General features: G+C 68.1%; 19 protein-coding genes and 3 tRNA genes. 11 read left to right on the forward strand and 11 right to left on the reverse strand.

The features are described 5' to 3' along the window. Positions 1-275 precede the first annotated feature (275 nt). Positions 276-827: a hypothetical protein gene (locus tag Q1A87_RS15590; RefSeq protein ID WP_299653160.1), complete on the reverse strand. Its 552-nt coding sequence runs from the start codon at positions 825-827 to the stop codon at positions 276-278. A 266-nt stretch (positions 828-1,093) separates the two neighbouring features. Between Q1A87_RS15590 and Q1A87_RS15595 the strand changes: the two genes are divergently transcribed. The 4 genes from Q1A87_RS15595 to Q1A87_RS15610 are packed head-to-tail and all read left to right on the forward strand — an operon-like array spanning position 1,094 to position 4,320. Next, a complete protein-coding gene (locus Q1A87_RS15595) occupies positions 1,094-1,951 on the forward strand; it encodes an ABC transporter permease (RefSeq protein ID WP_299653163.1) in 858 nt (285 codons plus the stop codon). Beyond that, positions 1,952-2,749, forward strand: a complete 798-nt coding sequence (locus Q1A87_RS15600; protein WP_299653167.1) for an ABC transporter permease — start codon at positions 1,952-1,954, stop codon at positions 2,747-2,749. 38 nt (positions 2,750-2,787) lie between these two features. Continuing rightward, positions 2,788-3,846: an ABC transporter ATP-binding protein gene (locus Q1A87_RS15605; RefSeq protein ID WP_299653310.1), complete on the forward strand. Its 1,059-nt coding sequence runs from the start codon at positions 2,788-2,790 to the stop codon at positions 3,844-3,846. Between the two features lie 15 nt (positions 3,847-3,861). Further along, complete coding sequence (locus Q1A87_RS15610) at positions 3,862-4,320, forward strand: SH3 domain-containing protein (protein ID WP_299653170.1); 459 nt, start codon at positions 3,862-3,864, stop codon at positions 4,318-4,320. On the opposite strand, the gene rnd is transcribed toward Q1A87_RS15610, so the two are convergent. The 3 genes from rnd to purM are packed head-to-tail and all read right to left on the reverse strand — an operon-like array spanning position 4,317 to position 7,176. After that, positions 4,317-5,474, reverse strand: coding sequence for a ribonuclease D (rnd, locus tag Q1A87_RS15615; protein WP_299653313.1), 1,158 nt, complete (start codon positions 5,472-5,474; stop codon positions 4,317-4,319). The genes Q1A87_RS15610 and rnd overlap by 4 nt on opposite strands. Before the next feature lie 50 nt (positions 5,475-5,524). Further along, positions 5,525-6,130: a phosphoribosylglycinamide formyltransferase gene (purN, locus tag Q1A87_RS15620; RefSeq protein WP_299653173.1), complete on the reverse strand. Its 606-nt coding sequence runs from the start codon at positions 6,128-6,130 to the stop codon at positions 5,525-5,527. Then, complete coding sequence (gene purM / locus Q1A87_RS15625; RefSeq protein WP_299653177.1) at positions 6,127-7,176, reverse strand: phosphoribosylformylglycinamidine cyclo-ligase; 1,050 nt, start codon at positions 7,174-7,176, stop codon at positions 6,127-6,129. The genes purN and purM overlap by 4 nt, the downstream gene beginning before the upstream one ends. Before the next feature lie 115 nt (positions 7,177-7,291). Between purM and Q1A87_RS15630 the strand changes: the two genes are divergently transcribed. Continuing rightward, a tRNA-Ile gene (locus Q1A87_RS15630) sits at positions 7,292-7,368 on the forward strand. A 12-nt stretch (positions 7,369-7,380) separates the two neighbouring features. On the opposite strand, the gene Q1A87_RS15635 is transcribed toward Q1A87_RS15630, so the two are convergent. Then, positions 7,381-8,607 carry an ATP-binding protein gene (locus Q1A87_RS15635; protein ID WP_299653180.1) on the reverse strand — a complete coding sequence of 409 codons (1,227 nt, stop codon included), beginning with the start codon at positions 8,605-8,607 and terminating at the stop codon, positions 7,381-7,383. Between the two features lie 64 nt (positions 8,608-8,671). On the opposite strand from Q1A87_RS15635, the gene Q1A87_RS15640 reads away from it, so the two are divergent. The 4 genes from Q1A87_RS15640 (at position 8,672) to Q1A87_RS15655 (ending at position 10,348) form a co-directional block, all read left to right on the forward strand. Beyond that, a complete protein-coding gene (locus Q1A87_RS15640; protein WP_299653183.1) occupies positions 8,672-9,556 on the forward strand; it encodes an MBL fold metallo-hydrolase in 885 nt (294 codons plus the stop codon). Between the two features lie 59 nt (positions 9,557-9,615). After that, a tRNA-Asn gene (locus tag Q1A87_RS15645) sits at positions 9,616-9,690 on the forward strand. Between the two features lie 46 nt (positions 9,691-9,736). Then, positions 9,737-9,810 (forward strand) — tRNA-Gly (locus Q1A87_RS15650). Between the two features lie 67 nt (positions 9,811-9,877). Further along, a complete protein-coding gene (locus Q1A87_RS15655; RefSeq protein WP_299653186.1) occupies positions 9,878-10,348 on the forward strand; it encodes a thioesterase family protein in 471 nt (156 codons plus the stop codon). A 9-nt stretch (positions 10,349-10,357) separates the two neighbouring features. Here Q1A87_RS15655 and pgi read toward each other — a convergent pair whose 3' ends face one another. From pgi to Q1A87_RS15675, 4 genes are read right to left on the reverse strand one after another with little or no spacing between them, the layout of a single operon-like run. Then, positions 10,358-11,947, reverse strand: a complete 1,590-nt coding sequence (gene pgi, locus Q1A87_RS15660; protein ID WP_299653189.1) for a glucose-6-phosphate isomerase — start codon at positions 11,945-11,947, stop codon at positions 10,358-10,360. Between the two features lie 28 nt (positions 11,948-11,975). Further along, positions 11,976-12,647: a 6-phosphogluconolactonase gene (pgl, locus tag Q1A87_RS15665; RefSeq protein WP_299653192.1), complete on the reverse strand. Its 672-nt coding sequence runs from the start codon at positions 12,645-12,647 to the stop codon at positions 11,976-11,978. Position 12,648: 1 nt separating this feature from the next. Beyond that, positions 12,649-14,106, reverse strand: a complete 1,458-nt coding sequence (gene zwf / locus Q1A87_RS15670) for a glucose-6-phosphate dehydrogenase (protein WP_299653195.1) — start codon at positions 14,104-14,106, stop codon at positions 12,649-12,651. A gap of 37 nt (positions 14,107-14,143) precedes the next feature. Then, positions 14,144-15,292 carry an anhydro-N-acetylmuramic acid kinase gene (locus tag Q1A87_RS15675; protein ID WP_299653198.1) on the reverse strand — a complete coding sequence of 383 codons (1,149 nt, stop codon included), beginning with the start codon at positions 15,290-15,292 and terminating at the stop codon, positions 14,144-14,146. A gap of 63 nt (positions 15,293-15,355) precedes the next feature. On the opposite strand from Q1A87_RS15675, the gene tyrS reads away from it, so the two are divergent. Both tyrS and Q1A87_RS15685 read left to right on the forward strand, forming a co-directional pair. Further along, on the forward strand, positions 15,356-16,609 hold the full coding sequence (gene tyrS / locus Q1A87_RS15680) for a tyrosine--tRNA ligase (RefSeq protein ID WP_299653201.1): 1,254 nt from the start codon (positions 15,356-15,358) through the stop codon (positions 16,607-16,609). A 78-nt stretch (positions 16,610-16,687) separates the two neighbouring features. After that, the gene (locus Q1A87_RS15685) at positions 16,688-16,942 is read left to right on the forward strand and encodes a hypothetical protein (protein ID WP_299653204.1); all 255 of its coding nucleotides are present in this window, start codon (positions 16,688-16,690) and stop codon (positions 16,940-16,942) included. A gap of 75 nt (positions 16,943-17,017) precedes the next feature. Here the strand turns inward: Q1A87_RS15685 and Q1A87_RS15690 are convergent, their stop codons facing one another. Then, positions 17,018-17,569, reverse strand: coding sequence for a peptidylprolyl isomerase (locus Q1A87_RS15690; RefSeq protein WP_299653207.1), 552 nt, complete (start codon positions 17,567-17,569; stop codon positions 17,018-17,020). Continuing rightward, entirely contained in the window at positions 17,562-18,062 is a 501-nt protein-coding gene (locus tag Q1A87_RS15695; RefSeq protein ID WP_299653210.1) for a peptidylprolyl isomerase, read from the reverse strand. Before Q1A87_RS15695 ends, Q1A87_RS15690 begins: the two co-directional genes overlap by 8 nt. Between the last annotated feature and the right edge of the window lie 102 nt (positions 18,063-18,164).

Genomic DNA, 18,164 nt, shown 5'->3' on the forward strand with positions numbered 1-18,164 from the left:
AATCGTACCGCCCGCCTCAGCGCACGCCAGCCGCCACAGGCGCCCCTACCGCGCGAACAGTTTCGTCCCTGTCCCGCATAGCGGACCAACACCGTTTGCAAACACCCCCAGTTGTTCGCCCACCAAGGCTGTTCCGCAGCTCACGAAAACGGAGACAGTATCAGGCCCGCCAATATTTCGGAACGCAGTACGGGCGACGGTGAAACCGCCGCCCGTGTCTAGTAACCTTCGGTGACACCTCTTTAAAGAGGTCTCGTCACCATAAATCGGTCGAATCAGCCGCGCTTCTTCGCACGGGCGGCGAGTCCGCCAGCACCGATGGCCGAGAGCAGCAACAGACCCGCGGCCGGAACCGGAACGGGGGCCGGAGCCGGGTTGGTCGTGAAGGTCAGGTTGACGAAGGCCGAGTCGGTGTTTGCACCCGGCACGATCTCATTGAAAAAGAACGAGAACGTCGAGCCGGCGGCGAACGAACGGTTGTCGAGGAAGCCGTTGGCGTTAGCCACCTCGCCTTGGGTGTTGATAGTCTCGAACACCATTCCAGAACCCGAGTCGAACCCGAAGCGGATGTTGCCAAGGTCTTCGCCGCCCGAGAAGCCGTTGCCGGTTACGGAGAAGTTGTCGACCGTGACATCATTTACGACATTGAAATCAAACTGGACGCTGTCTTCGGACGCATCATTGTCGTCATCGATGAGGCCAGCAAGGTTCATCGTGCCACGCGCGCCGAAGTTACCACCGGCGAACACGTCGATGACGGCAGCCGACGCGGCAGTCGACGTCAGAGCGGCGACAGCGGCAGCCGTGAGAAGAGCATTAATTTTCATTGGGTATCCTATCCTTTAAGATCAATCAGGTCGTCTGTCCAAACGCCTTCACGTTTTCCAACGCTATGGTGAGTGTATAGACTCAACTCGGATATTGTGAAGAGGTTTCGGCGATCCGTTAGCATTTTTTTAACCGGTTAACGCTGCCACTTCATCGTGGCCGGGTGGGGCCCGCATGAAGCCCCTTCCGCCCTGTAAACGTCCTTGCCCGTCCTTCGTTCCTTCGGCATTTCTGTCGCGAGAACCAGAAGGAGCGACGTCCGATCTTGACGCAGGATTCACGCCGCGGACTGGCGCTCGTCGCGCCGCCGCTCGGATATGCGGTCGCGTTGCTGGCGGGGCCGCTTCTGGCGATCTTCCTGTTCAGCTTCTGGACGCAGGACTACCTGACCATCGACCGGACACCGACGCTGGGGAACTACCGGGAGGCGCTGAGCGATCCGATCTACCGCACGATCATGCTGCGCAGCCTGTGGATCAGCGCGACCGTCACGATCGTCACGGTGATTCTCGCCTTCCCCGTCGCCTACTACGTCAGCTTCCGGATTCGCCCGGATCGCAAGTCCTTCTGGCTGTTTTTGATCACGATCCCGTTCTGGACGAGCTACCTGCTACGCATCTTCCTGTGGAAGGTCATTCTGGGCTATAATGGCGTGATGAATTCGGGGCTGATCGGTCTGCGGATCATCGACGAGCCGTTGACCGCGCTGCTCTACAACGCGAACGCCGTGATCATTACGCTGAGCCATGCCTTCGCGCCCTTCGCGATCCTGCCGATTTTCGTCGCGCTCGAGAAGATCGACCGCGCCCTTCTCGAGGCGGGCCGGGATCTTGGCGAGAGTGCAGCGACGACCTTTCTGCGCGTCACGCTGCCACTCGCCATGCCGGGCGTCGTCGCCGCCCTCCTCATCGTCTTCATCCCCACCGTCGGCGATTACGTGACACCCGCGCAGGTCGGCGGGTCCGGCGGGCAGATGATCGCCAACATGATCCAGACGCAGTTCCTCGGGCTCAACAACGCGCCGATGGGCGCGACGCTCGCGGTCATCGCGATGGTGCTGGTCACGATCATCTCTCTGGCGACGGTCTGGCTCGCGCGTCGTCTGGCCGGGGGACGGACCTGAATGTTGCGCGCCTATGTCTTTCTCTTCCTCGCCTTCCTCTACGCGCCGATCCTGCTCCTGCCGGTTTTCGCGTTCAACGACGGAACGGTGATCGCCTTTCCCCTGAACGGCTTCACGACCCGCTGGTTCTCGGAGATGACACGGAGCCGGGAGCTGCATGCGGCGCTCGCGAACTCGCTGACGGTCGCCGCAGCCGCCTCGATCCTCTCGGTGTTGCTCGGGCTCGCCGCGGCGCGCGCGAACGTGCGCTACCGGTTTCCCGGCAAGGCGGCGGCAATGGGGCTGATCATGCTGCCGCTGGTGCTGCCGGAGATCATCGTCGCCACGTCGCTCCTCGTGGTCGTCGTGCGCTTCTTCGAATGGCCGCTCACGCTCTGGACGGTGACGGCCGCGCATGTGCTGATCTGCACGCCCTTCGCCGTCGCCATCCTGAACGCGAGCTTCCAGGCGCTCGATCCGGCAATGGAGGAGGCGGCGATCGATCTGGGCGAGAACAGGGCCTCGACCTTCCGGCTGATCACCCTGCCCCTCGTCATGCCGGGGATCGTGGCCGCCCTCCTCATCAGCTTCACGATCTCGCTCGACGAGTTCATCATCGCCTTCTTCCTTACGGGCAGCGACCCGACGCTGCCGGTCTATATCTGGTCGCTGCTGCGCTTTCCGAAGCTCCTGCCCGTCATCATGGCGCTCGGCACGATCCTCGTGATCCTGTCGGTCCTGATCCTGGCATTGGCAGAGTGGAACCGCCGCCGCGGGCTGGCCCGCGCGGGCGTGAAAGACACCGGAGGGTTCCTTTGACCGAGACCAGACGCGCGGCCCGCACCGGGGACGATCCGCTGATCCGTCTGCGCGGCGTCGACAAGCATTTCGGCGATTATCACGCGCTCCGGGGCCTCGACCTCGACATTCGCGCCGGCGAGTTCTTCTCGCTGCTCGGCCCCTCGGGCTGCGGAAAGACCACGTTGCTGCGCGTGATCGCCGGGTTCGAGGACGTGTCGGCGGGCACGGTGACGCTCGACGGGCGGGACATGCACGGCGTGTCCGCCAACAAGCGGCCGACGAATATGGTGTTCCAGTCCTACGCGATCTTCCCGCACCTGAGCGTGGAGCAGAACGTGGGATTCGGCCTGCGCAAGCTCGACGGCACGAAGGCGGAAAAGGCCGCGCGCGTGGCCGAGGCGCTGGAGATGGTGGGGCTGGCCGGCTACGGCGCGCGGGCGGCGCACGCGCTCTCGGGCGGGCAGCGGCAGCGCGTGGCGCTGGCCCGCGCGCTCGTGCTGCGTCCGAAGGTGCTCCTCCTCGACGAGCCGCTCTCCGCGCTCGACAAGAAGATGCGCGAGCAGATGCAGGTGGAGCTGATCCGGCTCCAGCGTCAGGTCGGAATCACCTTCATCCTCGTCACCCACGACCAGGAGGAGGCGCTGGTCATGTCCGACCGTATCGCCGTCATGTTCGAGGGCGAGATCGCGCAGGTCGCGGAGGCGGAGGCGCTCTACCGCCGGCCGGCGTCCCGACGCGTCGCGGAGTTCATCGGCGTGATGAACTTCCTGCCCGCCCGTGTCTCGGGCGACGTCGTCGCGGTGGCGGGGCTGGGCGAGATGCGCATCGACGCGCTGCAATCCACCGCACATGCCGATGGCGATTCGGTGGCCGGATTCAGACCGGAAACCGCGACGCTCCTCTTCCCCGGTCAGGAGGCGTCGGACCGGGTGGCGGATGGCATCGTGCAGGAAGTCGTCTATTACGGCGACATGACCTATTACGACGTGATGCTGGACGGCGCGGAGACGGCCGTGCGCATATCCATGCGCAACGTGTTCGGTCGGCCGGTGCTGGAGATCGGGACGCGCACGCGACTGGCCTGGTCGCCCGGTGCGGTGACGCTGTTCCGCTGACGAAGGACGACGACGATGCGACTTGCCCCCTTCCTCATCTGCCTTGCCCTCCTGCCCGGTCCCGCCGTGGCACAGACGCTCTACGTACGCGATTCGGAGGCGGGGTACCTCAACCTGCGCGACGGGCCGGGCACGCGGCACGACGTTCTGCGGCGCCTCTCCCCCGGAGATCGCGTCGACGTGCAGGAGACGCTCGGCCGCTGGACACGGGTGCGCCTGCCCGATGGCGGCGAGGGCTGGGTGTCGGGCGACTATCTCGAGCGCGGCGCACCGGCTGCGGCGGCGCTCTTCGTGAAGCCCACGACGATCGGCTACCTCAACCTGCGGCAGGGCCCCGGCACCGACACGCCGGTGCTACGACGCATCTATCCGGGCGACCGGCTGGCGCCGCTTGCGCAGGACGGCGTCTGGATCGAGGTGCGACACGCGACGGGCGCGCGCGGCTGGGTCCATTCGGACTACGTGACCCGCTAGAGCGGCACGATCTGCACGTCGTGGCCCTTGCAGGCCAGCGCGATCTCGCCTGCGCAGAGCCGCAGCGCGTCCTCCCCGAACACCTTCAGACGCCAGCCCCGCGCCCAGTCCCCGTCCCGTGCGCCTGCGGCGATGTCGTCGAGATCCGACGACGAGGCGAGAAGCTTGGGGGCGACGCCGGCTTGCTCTGCCTTGGTCTTCAGCAACACGCGCAGCAGGTCGGCAAGCGCGCCGTTGATCTGTTCGCGCCCCTTCTGCTTCGGCGGCACCGGCAGATCCTCCTTCGGGATGGCCTGCCCGGCGGCGACCGCAGCCAGGATGCCGTCCGCGATCTCGCCGCGGCGCGCCTCGCGCAACAGTAGCCGCGCCTTGCCGAGCTCGCTCGCATCCTTCGGCTTGAGCCCGGCCAGCTCCAGAAGCGCGTCGTCCTTGAAGACACGGTTGCGCGGCACGTCGTTCGCTTGGGCGTAACTCTCGCGGAAAGCCGCCAGTTCGCGGGCGAGCGCGACCGTCCGGGGCGACGGGTTCCGCATCTTGAGACGGTGATAGGCCTCCGGCGGCGCGACCCGGTAGGTGGCGGGGTCGCGCAGGATGTCGAGTTCCTCCTCGACCCAAGCCTTCCGGCCGGACTTGTCGAGTTCGGCCGCGAGGTACTCGTAGATCGCCCGCAGATGGGTCACGTCGGCCAGCGCGTAGACCTTCTGCGCATCCGAGAGCGGCCGGCGCGACCAGTCGGTGAAACGGGAGGACTTGTCGACCTGCGCGCGCGCGACCTTGCGGACCAGCGTCTCGTAGCCGACCTGCTCGCCGAAGCCGCAGACCATGGCTGCGATCTGGGTGTCGAAGAGCGGTTCGGGGATCGTGTCGCCCTCGATGGCGAAGATCTCCAGATCCTGCCGTGCCGCGTGGAACACCTTGACTACGCCGACATCCCGAAAGAGCGCGTAGAGCGGCGCGAGGTCGAGCCCCTCCGCCAGCGGATCGACGAGGACCGCATCGGTCTCGCCATCCCCGGGATAGGCGAGCTGCACGAGGCAGAGCTTCGAGTAGTACGTCCGTTCGCGAAGGAACTCGGTATCGACGGTGACATAGGGGGCGCGGGCGGCGGCGGTGCAGAACGCGGCGAGCGCGTCCGTCGTGGTGAGTGTGGTGATCTTTGAGGCGGCTATGGCACTGGCCTTTCGGATATGGTTGCGCCTGCCGTCTAATCCATCGCATCCACTGGTGGAAGGTCCAGCCGTTCGCGCCGTCCGGCGGCGAAGCGGCGCAACACGGCCGGGTAGAGGCGATGCTCCTGCGCCAGGACGCGCGCGGCGAGCCTGTCCGGCGCGTCGTCGGGACGGACGGGCACCCGTGCCTGCCCGAGGAGCGGCCCGGCATCGATGTCGGGAATGACTTCGTGCACAGTGCAGCCGGCTTCCGCGTCGCCCGCCTCGATGGCGCGGGCATGGGTATGCAGGCCCGGATATTTCGGCAGGAGCGACGGGTGGATGTTCAGCATCCGCCCCTGCCATCGCCGCACGAAGGGCTCCGTCAGGATGCGCATGAACCCCGCCAGCGCGAGCATGTCGGGCCGAGCCGCGTCGAGCTCCGCCTGCAACGCGGCCTCGAAGGCAGCCCGATCAGGATAGGCGCGGTGATCGACGGTCGTGACCGGCACCCCCAGCGCAGCCGCCTTCGCCAGTCCCCCCGCCGTGGGATCGTTGGCGAGCACGAGGCAGGGCCGCGCCGGATGGTCTCCCGTCATGCTTTCGACCAGACGGACCATGTTCGACCCACCGCCCGAGATCAGGATGGCGACGCGCTTCACCAGTTCGGATCGCCCGCGTAGCGGATGCCCGTGCCGGCCGTGACCTCGCCGATCCGTGTGACCCGTTCACCCTCGCCCGCGAGCAGCGTCTCCAGTTCCTCGGCCCGGTCGCGCGCACAGACAACGACCATGCCGATGCCGCAGTTGAACGTCTTGAGCATCTCGCCGCGTGCGATCCCACCCGCCTGCGCGAGCCAGCCGAAGACCGGGGGCGGCGTCCAGGCCGACAGGTCGATCGTCGCGCCGAGCGCGTCGGGCAGGACGCGCGGCAGATTCTCGGTCAGCCCGCCCCCGGTGACATGCGCAAGCGCGTGCACGCCGCCGGCCCGGATCGCGGCCAGACCGGGCAGCACGTAAAGCCGCGTCGGCAGGAGCAGCGCCTCGCCCAGCGTCGCGTCGTCGAACGGCGCGGGTTCGTCCCAGCCGAGCCCGGCCCGCTCGACCACGCGCCGGACGAGCGAATAGCCGTTGGAATGTACCCCGTTCGAACCGAGGCCCAGCAGCACGTCGCCCTCGGCCACGTCCGCAGGCAGCGCCCCGCCACGCTCCATCGCGCCCACCGCAAAGCCCGCGAGGTCGAAGTCGCCGGCTTGGTACATGCCCGGCATCTCTGCCGTCTCCCCGCCGATCAGCGCGCAGCCCGACGCCGCGCAGCCCGCGGCGATGCCTTCGATCACTTGCGCCGCCGCCTCGGTCTCGAGCTTGCCGGTCGCGAAATAGTCCAGGAAGAACAGCGGCTCCGCTCCCTGGCAGACGAGATCGTTGACGCACATCGCCACCAGGTCGACGCCCACGGTGGAGAGCCGTCCGGTCTCGATCGCGAGGCACAGCTTGGTGCCCACCCCGTCGGTCGCCGCCACGAGGATCGGATCGGCGTAGCCCGCCGCCTGCAGGTCGAACAGCGCGCCGAACCCGCCGAGCCCGGCCATCGTGCCGGGCCGCTCCGTCGCGCGTGCGGCGGGCTTGATACGTTCCACCAACGCGTTGCCGGCGTCGATATCGACGCCCGCATCGGCATAGGTCAGACCCTGTCTGCCGTCGGTCATTCCCGGTCCCCTCTCGGTCTGTCCCCGCCGTAACAGGCACCCGACCCCGCTTCAACGGCCCCGCGGTCGTGCGGACCTTGACCCGTGGCGGCAACCTGCTATCGGAGGGCGCCGGGGGCCTGTAGCTCAATTGGTTAGAGCAGGGCGCTCATAACGCCTTGGTTGCGGGTTCAAGTCCTGCCGGGCCTACCACCCCCGTCCCGCCTAACGCGGCAGCACGATTTCCGCCTTGAGCCCGCCCATCGGCGACCGCCCGAGGCGCAGGGCGCCGCCATGGGCCCGCGCCACGTCCCGCACGATCGACAGCCCGAGCCCGACATTGCCGGCGGTGTTCGAACGCGCCGGATCGAGCCGCGAGAAGGGTCGCGTCGCCGCCGCCCGATCCGCCGCGGGAATGCCCGGCCCGTCGTCTTCGACGGTGACGACGAGGGCCGCGTCGCTGGCCTGGAGCGAGAGGCGGAACGACTCGCCGTGCCGGGTCGCGTTCGTGACGAGGTTCGTGATCGCGCGGCGCATGCTCTCGGGATAGATGTCGGCCTCGATCTCCGGCCCGGCGACCTCCACCGATTCGCCCGGCACCGCCATCTCCGCCGCCTCCCGGAGGAGCGCCTTCAGCGGCACCCGTGCCCGCTCGTCCGTGGCGCTCTCGCGGGCGAAGTCGAGGAACGTGTCGATGATCCGCTCCATCGCGGCGACGTCGCGGCCCAGATCCTCGGCCTCCGGGCAGTCCATCATCGACAGTTCCAGCTTCATCCGCGTCAGCGGCGTGCGCAGGTCGTGGCTCACCCCCGACAGGAGCAGGGTTCGCTGTTCGATATGCCGCTCGATCCGCGTCCGCATGTCGAGGAACGCGGTCCCGGCCGCACGGACCTCGCTCGCCCCCGTGGGACGGTAATCGACCTCCTGCCCGCGCCCGAACGCCTCCGCCGCCCGCGCAAGCCGCCGGATCGGCCGGATCTGGCCACGCATGAACAGGAACGACACCGCCGTCATCAAGAGCGCGGTGACGACCATCAGGACCAGCAACTGGTGCGGGTTTGCGGCGGAGACGTTGGAGCGATCGAACCGCATCCCCGTTCCGTCCGCGAAGCCAAGCGCCACGACCTTGCGCTCGAGCCGGGTGTTCACCGCCCGAAGGTCGGGGATCTCCTCGACGAGCGTCTCGCGCATGACGCGGCCGGAGAGGTCCCAGAACCGGATGCCCGACTGCGCTGGCGGCGGCACGAGCTCGACCCCGAGCGGCTCCGCCAGATCGGGGCGTGCGCGGACGAGTTCGATCTCGCGGACCATGTTCGTCGTCATCTGGACGGTGACGTCCTCGTAGTGCCGTTGCAGGAACATCACCGCCACGGCAAGCTGGATGGTGACGATCGGCACGATCAGGATCAGCGCCGCGCGCGCGTAGAAACTGCGCGGCAGCCAGCGTGGCACGGCGATGCGGCGACGCGGCTCGAGAGACCGGGCAGAGCCGGAGCCAGGAGGGGAGGACACGACCATGACGCGAACCTATCGCTCGGACCCGTCGATTGACAGCGGGCTGCAGCGCCTCGTCGCACCGAACCCCTCTGTCATGACGGCGGCCGGCACGAACACCTACATTCTGGGGAAGGACGAGGTCGCCATCATCGATCCCGGCCCGTGCATCGACGCCCATCTCGAGGCGATCGTCGGCGCGGTCGCTGGACGCCGCGTCGTCGGTCTGCTGGTCACGCATGCGCATCTCGACCATTCGCCCGCCGCCGCGCCGCTCGCCCGCACGCTCGACGCCCCCGTCATGGCCTTCGGCAGGGCGGACGCGGGACGCTCCGACCTCATGCGCAGCCTGCCGGTGACGGGAGGCGGCGAAGGCGTCGATACCGGCTTCAACCCCGACGTCACGCTCGCCGACGACGCGGAGATCGCGGGAGCGGACTGGCGGCTCCGTGCAATATGGACCCCGGGGCACATGGCGAACCACCTGAGCTTCCACTGGATCGAGGGCGATGCCGTCTTCACCGGCGACACGGTGATGGGCTGGTCCAGCACCATGATCTCCCCACCGGACGGCGATCTGGGACAATACCTGACCACCCTCGACCGGCTCGAAGCCCTCGACACCGAACGCTTCCACCCCGGCCACGGCGATCCGGTCACGGCGCCAGTCGCGCGCTGCCGTGAGCTGCGCGCACATCGCCTGGCGCGCGAATCCGAGATCCTGGCCGCGCTGGACCGACCCGCGCGCATCTCTGCGCTGGTCGCGCGCATCTACGCGAGCACGCCGCCGGCGCTGCACCGCGCGGCGGCGCGCAACGTTCTGGCGCACCTCATCCACCTCGAGATGCAGGGCCGCGTCGCGGCCGAGCCAACCATCGCTCCGGACGCCCTCTGGCACAGGCTATGAAAAAACCGCAGCTTCCTCTTGCGAAGACAGACCGGCTTGGCTAATCCCGCCCTCGGTGTTCCGGCGTAGCTCAGCGGTAGAGCAGTTGACTGTTAATCAATTGGTCGTAGGTTCGATCCCTACCGCCGGAGCCAACTTTCCCCAGCATTCGGGTCTCGAACGAATGCCCGGGGTGGCGTGGCGGGTATGGTGAAAAGGTATCACGAAAGCTTCCCAAGCTTCAGTTACGGGTTCGATTCCCGTTACCCGCTCCAACAATCCCCATTTCATCGACGACGTTCGACCGTTTGCGCAGGCGGGTCCGGACACTAGCAGGCGGCCATGACGCTGCCCTGCCTCGGACCCCTCGACCTCGAGACCCTGCGCGCCGAGGACGTGCCCGAACCCTTCGCCTTCGGCCATGCCGACCGCGTAAGGTTCCACGAGATCGACGTGCTCGATCATGTCAACAACGCCCGCTACCTCAGCTGGTTCGAGACGTTCCGCATCGCCTGGATGCGTGCATACGGGCTCGATCGGGACGGCCAGCCGTCGCTCGTCGTGAAAGCCGTTTCCGTCGACTTCCGCGCGCCGCTTCACCTTGATGAGACCTATATCGTCGCGGGTCGCGCGAAGGCTTATCGCCGGACGTCCTGGACGATGGAATACGCGGTCGTGGCGCGGGGACGGGTCTGCGCGACGGGCGAAGCGGTCGTCGTCCTGATGGAGGCGGACGGCACGACCCGGCGGCCCCTGCCGGACCGGTTCCTGGATGTCTTCCGAACCCGCGACGGCGCCACGCCGGACAGGTGACCAGCGGCGTCAGTGCCGCCAGTCGAGAAGTTGCGCGAGAAGCGTTCGGGTGGACGCGTCCTTCCGTGAGGCATCGCCACCGTCCACCAGCGGCCCGAGCGAGGTGGCGAGCTCCTTGCCCAGCTCCACGCCCCATTGATCGAAGCTGTTGATGCCGAGCATCACGCCCTCGACGAAGACCCGGTGCTCGTAGAGCGCCACGATACCGCCCAGCACGGCCGGGGTGAGCTGCGGGTAGATCAGCGTGGTGGACGGCCGGTTGCCCTCGAACACGCGGTGCGCGGCCTGCCGCTCGAGCTCGTTGCCGTCGTACTTGCCCTCGACCTTTGTACGAGCCTCGGCGTGGCTCCGCCCCTTCAGGAGCGCCTCGGATTGCGCGAGGCAGTTGGCGATCAGCAAGCGGTGATGGTGGTCCAGCGCCGGTTCGTGCCCCTGCGCCGCGACCATGAACTCGCAGGGAACCGGCATGCGGCCCTGGTGGATGAGCTGGTAGAAGGCATGCTGGCCGTTCGTCCCCGGCTCGCCCCAGACGACGGGGCCGGCCGGGCCCGGCAGCGGGTCGCCGGCCATGGTGACACCCTTGCCGTTACTCTCCATCTCGAGCTGCTGCAGATAGGCCGGCAGCCGCGCCAGCCGGTTGTCGTAGGGGAGCACCGCACGCGTGGGATAGCCGCAGACCTGATGGTTCCAGAGCCCCACCAGCGCCAGCAGCACCGGCAAGTTCTCGGCCAGGTCCGCCTCGCGGAAATGGTCGTCCATCTCGCGCGCGCCGCGCAAGAAGGCGTCGAAATTGCCGGAGCCGATCGCGATCATCAGCGACAGCCCGATCGGCCCCCACATCGAATACCGCCCGCCGACCCAATCCGCGAAGCCGAAGACACGGGACGGGTCGATACCGAACTCGGAGGTCTTGTCGAGCGCGGAGGACAGGGCGGCGAATTGCGAGGCCGGGTCCGACACCTCCTCGCCCATCCAGTCGCGGACGGTCGTGGCGTTGGTCAGCGTCTCGATCGTGGTGAAGGTCTTGGAGGCGACGATGACCAGCGTGGTCCCGGGATCGAGGTCCTTGGCCGTCTCGGCCCAGTCGGCCCCGTCCACGTTCGACACGAAATGGCAGCGCGGCCCGTCGTGGTAGGGCGCCAGCGCCAGCGTCGCCATCGCGGGGCCGAGATCGGAGCCGCCGATGCCGATATTCACCACGTCGGTGATGCGCCCGCCCTGCCCCTGGAACGTGCCGTCGCGCACGTCGCCTGCGAACTCGCGCATCCGGGCCAGCGTGTCGTGGACCTCGCCCATGACGTCGACGCCGTCGACCATGACGGGACGTTCGCCGCGGAGCGCGGTGTGCAGGACGGCGCGGCCCTCGGTCTCGTTGATGCGCGCGCCCTCGAACATGGCGTCGCGGCGCGCGGGCACGCCGGAGGCCGCCGCGAGCAGGCGGTCGAGCGCCGGACCGGTGATCGCGGTCTTCGAGAAGTCGAAGAGGAACGGTCCGGTGCGCCGGATCATGCGCCCGGTCCGGGCCTCGTCGGCCAGAAGCTCGGTGATGCGCGCGCCTTTCGTGGCGCGAAGGTCGTCGAGGGGGGTCCAGATACTCATGTCGATCTCGCTCGTTGTCTTCGGGCCGTCAGGGGGCCCAGTGAACGCAGGCTTCGCGCAGGAACGCGGCCACCGGGGCCTGCATCGGGTCGAGCCCCTGCGCCCGTTCGAGCGCGTCGCGCTTGGCGTCCCCCATGATCAGGATATGCGTCTCCATCGCGTCGACCAGCACGCGGCGGGACAACGTCACGCGCGGCTCCTCCGCGCCTTCGGCCCGCATCGGCACGAGGATCGGCGCGTCCTCGGCCATCGCCTCCGCCAGCCGGTCGGCGCCGGGGAACAGGCTCGCCGTGTGCATGTCCTCCCCCATGCCGAGGAGCAGGACCGAGATCGGCAGTGCGGCCTCCAGCGCCGGGACGAGATCGGGAATGCCGTCCTCGGGCTCCGCCGCGGCGTTGACCATCGGCACGAGGTGTGCCGCGGCGGCATGATCGGTCAGAAGCGTGCGCTTCAGGAGCGCGGTGTTGGAGCGGTCGCTACCCTCGCGGACCCAGCGTTCGTCGCCCAGGAACACGTTCACCGACTTCCAGTCGAGCGCCACGCCCGACAACGTGCGGAAGGTCTCGTCCGGCGACGTGCCGCCGGGGACGCAGAGGCTCGCCCGCTCGTTGGCGCGGAGCGCGGTGCGCAAGCCGGAGGCCAGCCGGTCGGCGAGCCCCATCGCCAGCATCTCCCGGTCTGGATAGGTGATAAGCTCCATCTCATTCCTCCTCGAGGTCGCGCCAGCGACGATTGTCGCGGTGCATCAGGGCAAGCGCTTCCTCGGGGCCGCTGGTTCCCTGGGAATAGGACGCCGGCCGGTCGCCGCGCGCCTCCCATTCCTCGATGATCGGATCGGTCCAGGCCCAAGCGGCCTCCACCTCGTCGCCGCGCATGAACAGCGTCTGGTTGCCGCGGATCACGTCCATGATGAGCCGCTCGTAGGCATCGGGGATCTCCTCCCCGTCGGGCCCGAGCGCGTCGGCGAAGGTCATGTCGAGCGGCACGTTGACGAGGCGCATGCCGCCCGGCCCCGGCTCCTTGATGGTAACCGACAGGTCCATCCCCTCGTCGGGCTGCAACCGGATGGTGAGCGAGTTGGCCTTGCTCAGCCCGTCGCGCTCGAAGATCGAATGCGACGTTTCCTTGAACTGGATCACGATTTCCGAAAGCCGCCGCGACATCCGCTTGCCGGTGCGCAGGTAAAAGGGAACGTGCTTCCAGCGCCAGTTCGAGATCCCGACCTTGAGGGCCACGAAGCTCTCGGTGCGCGAATCCGGGTTCTCCGCGTCCTGCACGTAGGAGGGCCGTTCGCCGCTGGCCTTGTACTGGCCGCGCACGACGTCCTCCTTCGAGACGGGATCGAGCGCGCGGATCACCTTCAACTTCTCGTCGCGCAGCATGTCGGCGTCGTAGCGGTTCGGCGGCTCCATCGCGGTGAGGCAGAGGAGCTGCATCAGGTGGTTCTGCACCATGTCCCGCATCGCCCCGGAGCGGTCGTAGTACGATCCCCGTCCCGTCACGCCGACGGTTTCGGAGACGGTGATCTGCACGTGGTCGATGTAGCGCTCGTTCCACAGCGGCTCGAACAGGACGTTGGCGAAGCGCACCGCCATCAGGTTCTGCACCGTCTCCTTGCCGAGGAAATGGTCGATCCGGTAGATCTGCGCCTCGTCGAAGCTCTCGGCGAGGTTGTCGTTGAGCTTGCGCGCCGTCTCCAGATCCGTGCCGAAGGGCTTCTCGACTACCAGCCGGCATTTCGGACCCGCGATGCCGTGCGACCGCAGCCGTTCGGCCAGCGGCCCGAAGATGCTCGGCCCGACGGAGAAGTAGAACGCCTTGATCGCGTCGTCGCGAATCCGCTCCTTCAACGCATCCCAGCCAGCCTCTTCCTTGGCGTCGATCGGGATGTAGCTGCATTGCGCGAGGAACTTCTCGATCGTGTCGCCGTCGCGCTTCGAGGGGCTCACGAACTCCCCGAGCGCGTCGCGCACGATCTGGCGGAAGCCCTCGTCGTCGAGCTCCGAGCGGGCGGCGCCGATCACGCGGGCATCCTCGGGCATCTGTCCGGCGAGGAACCGACGATAGAGAGAGGGAAGGATCTTCCGGGCGGCAAGGTCGCCTGTGGCGCCGAAGAGGACTAGGTCGAACGTGTCGACGGGGATCGTGCGGGAGACCATGCGGCTGCTCCTGTTGTTGCGGCGTGGGTCTGCGGCGCTATCGCGAGCGGCTGCCGGCCATGTGTCGTTCGCCGCCTTGTCTAGCACCCGCGCCCGGATCGTAAAGCGCCCCGGTATCGCCCGCGACCCGCCCGCCGCAGAGAGGCATCGCCACGCCGGTCGTGCCGGGAAAGCTCGTGGGCAGGCTGCGCAGGACGCGTACGGCCAGGAAGGCGAAGGCCTGCGCCTCGAGCATGTCGCCGTCGAGGCCCGCATCCTCGACCGGCGCGACGGGAACGGGAAGCGCGTCGAGCGCCGCCATGATCGCCGGGTTCCGCCGCCCGCCGCCGGTGACCAGCAACCGCTCGGGCGGCGCGGGGCATTGCGAGAGCGCCCGCGCGACGCTGGCGGCGATCACCGCGACCCAAGTGGCTGCCGCGTCGGTCGGCGGCAGTGCGTCGATCGGCGTTCCGTTCCACGCGTCGCGGTCGAGTGATTTTGGCGGGCGGCGGTCGAAATACGGATGGCGGAGCAGGCCTTGGACGAGGTCCGTGCGCGCCCGCCCCTGCCGCGCCAGCGCTCCGTCGCGGTCGAAGCGGGTTCCCGCGTGGCGCTGGCAGAGGTCGTCGATCGGCGCGTTCGCCGGCCCCGTGTCGAAGGCGAGAAGCGCGCCTTCCGCCGCCATCGGGCGGGCAGGATCGACCCAAGTGAGGTTGCCGACCCCCCCGAGATTGAGAAAGGCCACCGCATGCCCGGCGCCGACATGGCGGGCGCAGGCATGGTGGAAGGCCGGAGCGAGCGGGGCCCCCTCGCCCCCCGCGGCGACGTCCGCGCTACGGAAATCCCACACGACCGGTGCGCCGAGTGCCGTTGCCAGACGTCTGCCGTTGCCGGCCTGGTGGGTCCGCCCGCCCGCCGGGTCATGGGCCAGCGTCTGACCGTGAAAGCCGATCACCTCGGGCCGGGCGAAACCGTCGAGCAGGCGCAGATGCGCGTCCTCGACGACGCGCGCCGCCTCCGCCACGCCCGCCGCGCCCGGCCAGCGGCCGAGCGCGGCGCGCAGGGCGTCCCGCTCCTGCGTCGTATATTCGACGTAGCTCGACTTCCCGAAGGCCGTGATCGTCTCCCCATCGGTGACGAGCTCCGCCGCGTCCACACCGTCGAGCGAGGTGCCGGACATGGCGCCGAGCGCGCGGATCGCGTCCATCGGCTTTCCCTCCTGCCGTCGCCGCGCTAGAGCGGCCCTGCCTCCAGCGATACCGGACCTGCCATGACCTACCACCCCAAATCGGACTTCATGCGCGTGATGATGGAACGCGGCTTCCTCGCCGATTGCACCGATTATCAGGGGCTCGACGAGGCCTTCGCTGCCGGCGTGGTCCCGGGCTATATCGGCTTCGACGCGACCGCCCGGTCGCTGCATGTCGGCTCGCTCATTCAGATCATGATGCTGCGCTGGCTGCAGAAGACAGGCGGCAAGCCGATCGTTCTGATGGGCGGCGGCACGACCAAGGTGGGCGATCCGAGCTTCCGCGCCGACGAGCGTCCGCTGCTCGGCCCCGAACAGATCGACGCCAACATCGCCGGCATCCGCGAGGTGTTCTCGCATTACGTGACCTTCGGCGACGGGCCGACCGACGCGATCATGGCGAACAATTCCGAATGGCTCGACGGGCTGAACTACCTCGACTTCCTGCGTGACGTGGGGCGGCACTTCTCGGTCAACCGGATGCTGGCCTTCGAGAGCGTGAAGTCGCGGCTCGACCGGGAGCAGTCGCTGTCGTTCCTCGAGTTCAACTACATGATCCTGCAGGCCTACGATTTCCTGGAGCTGCACCGTCGCCACGGCTGTTTGCTGCAGATGGGTGGGTCGGACCAGTGGGGCAATATCGTCAACGGCATCGACCTGACGCGGCGGATGCTCGACGATCAGGTCTTCGGCCTGACGACGCCGCTTCTGACCACGTCTGACGGGCGCAAGATGGGCAAGTCGCAGCAGGGCGCGATCTGGCTCAACGCCGAACTGCTGTCGCCCTACGAGTTCTGGCAGTTTTGGCGCAACACGACCGACGCCGATGTCGGCCGGTTCCTGAAGCTCTATACCGAACTGCCGCTGGAGGAATGCGAACGGTTGGGCGTGCTGGAAGGCGCGGACATCAACACGGCCAAGATCCGGCTCGCGAACGAGGTCACCGCGCTCCTGCACGGCCCCGATGCCGCCGCCGCGGCCGAGGCGACCGCGCGCGAGGTGTTCGAGCGCGGCGGCACCGGCGAGGAATTGCCGACGGTCGAGCTCGGCGCGCACGAGGTGGTGGATGGCATCTCCGTCGTGCAGCTGATCGTGCGGACCGGGCTCGCGAAATCCGGCAAGGAGGCCAAGCGCCTGATCGCGGAGGGCGGCGCCCGCATGAACGACGCGGCGCTGACCGATCCGGGACTGGTGCTCGATGCCGGCGCGCTCGCCGTGCCGCTCAAGCTCTCGGCCGGGCGCAAGCGTCACGCGCTGGTCCGCCTGACGGATTGACGCACAGGGAACCCGTCAAGCGCGACGGTGTTTGACTAGCGAGCCGCCACAACCGTTACAATCACCACGAGGTCCGCCATGAGCGCCCCGAACACCAACGTCGAAAAGCAATCCCGCCGCCATGCCGGGCCGATCATCGGCATGGCCGCGGGACTGGCCTTCGTCGCAATCATCCTGGTCGGGTATTTCTTCTGGGTCGCGAGCCCGAGCACCGAGGAGCCCACCACGGTCGACGGCAACGACGCGCAGATCGTCGATCCGCAGACGACCGGCGACGAGCCGACGGTCGACCCGACCGCCCCCCCGGCGACCGAAGGCGCGGGTGGCGACTGAATCTCGACGCTCACCCGGAACGAAGAAGGGCCGCCCCATGGGGCGGCCCTTCGCGTTCGAGCGCCATGGCGCGACTCATTCGGTGACGCGCACCGATTCCATGACGTCGGGATTGTCGGTCACGGCACCGTTCGGGCCCTGGCCGCGCTCGATCGCGTCGATCACGTCCATGCCCTCCGTCACCGCGCCGACCACGGTGTACTGGCCGTTCAGGTGAGGCGCGGGCGCGAACATGATGAAGAACTGGCTGTTGGCCGAGTTCGGATCGGCGGAGCGCGCCATGCCGACGGCGCCGCGGTCGAACGGCCGGTCGGAGAACTCCGCCGGCAGGTCCGGACGGTCGCTGCCACCGGTTCCCGCGCGGGCCAGGTCGCTGCCGGCACGTCCGTATTGCACGTCGCCCGTCTGCGCCATGAAGCCGTCGATGACGCGGTGAAACACGACGCCGTCATAGGCGCCCGCCTCGGCCAGCGACGTGATCTGCTCCACGTGTTCGGGCGCCACGTCCTCGAACAGGTCGATGACGACGGTCCCGTTCGCCGCGCCGGCCACGTCGATCTCGAGCCCGGTGGCGAAAGCCGGCGACGCGGTGGCGACGACGGCGAGAATCGTCAGGAGATCACGCATCGGCGGCCACCTTCACGCTGAGCATCTTGTCCGGGTCGGTGGGCGGCTCGCCGCGGGTGATCTTGTCGACATGCTCCATCCCCGAGATCACGCGGCCGTAGACCGTGTATTGCCGGTTCAGGAAATGATTGTCGGCGAAGTTGATGAAGAACTGGCTGTTGGCGGAATCCGGGCTCTGGCTGCGCGCCGCGCCCAGCGTGCCGCGGTCGTGCGGGATGCCGGAGAACTCCGCCTTGAGGTCCGGCTTGTCGCTGCCGCCGGTGCCGGCGCGCGCGGTGTTGCCGCCGTCCTTGCCGTGCTCCACGTCGCCGGTCTGGGCCATGAAGCCCTCGATCACGCGGTGGAAGACGACGCCGTCATAGGCGCCTTCGCGGGCCAGCTCCTTCATCCGTGCGACATGGCCCGGCGCCACGTCGGGAAGAAGCTCCACATGCACCGGGCCGTCCTTGAGCTTGATGACGATGGTGTTCTCCGGGTCCTTGATCTCGGCCATTCGGGCCTCCTCTCTGGGTCGTTCGCAGCAGCTAGGGCATCGGGCGCCGGAGGGAAAGACGCCGCGTCCCGAGGGAAGCGGCGTCCGGCCAATCGCGCCTTG

Source organism: uncultured Jannaschia sp. (genome assembly GCF_947494055.1).
Taxonomy (GTDB): Bacteria; Pseudomonadota; Alphaproteobacteria; order Rhodobacterales; family Rhodobacteraceae; genus Jannaschia.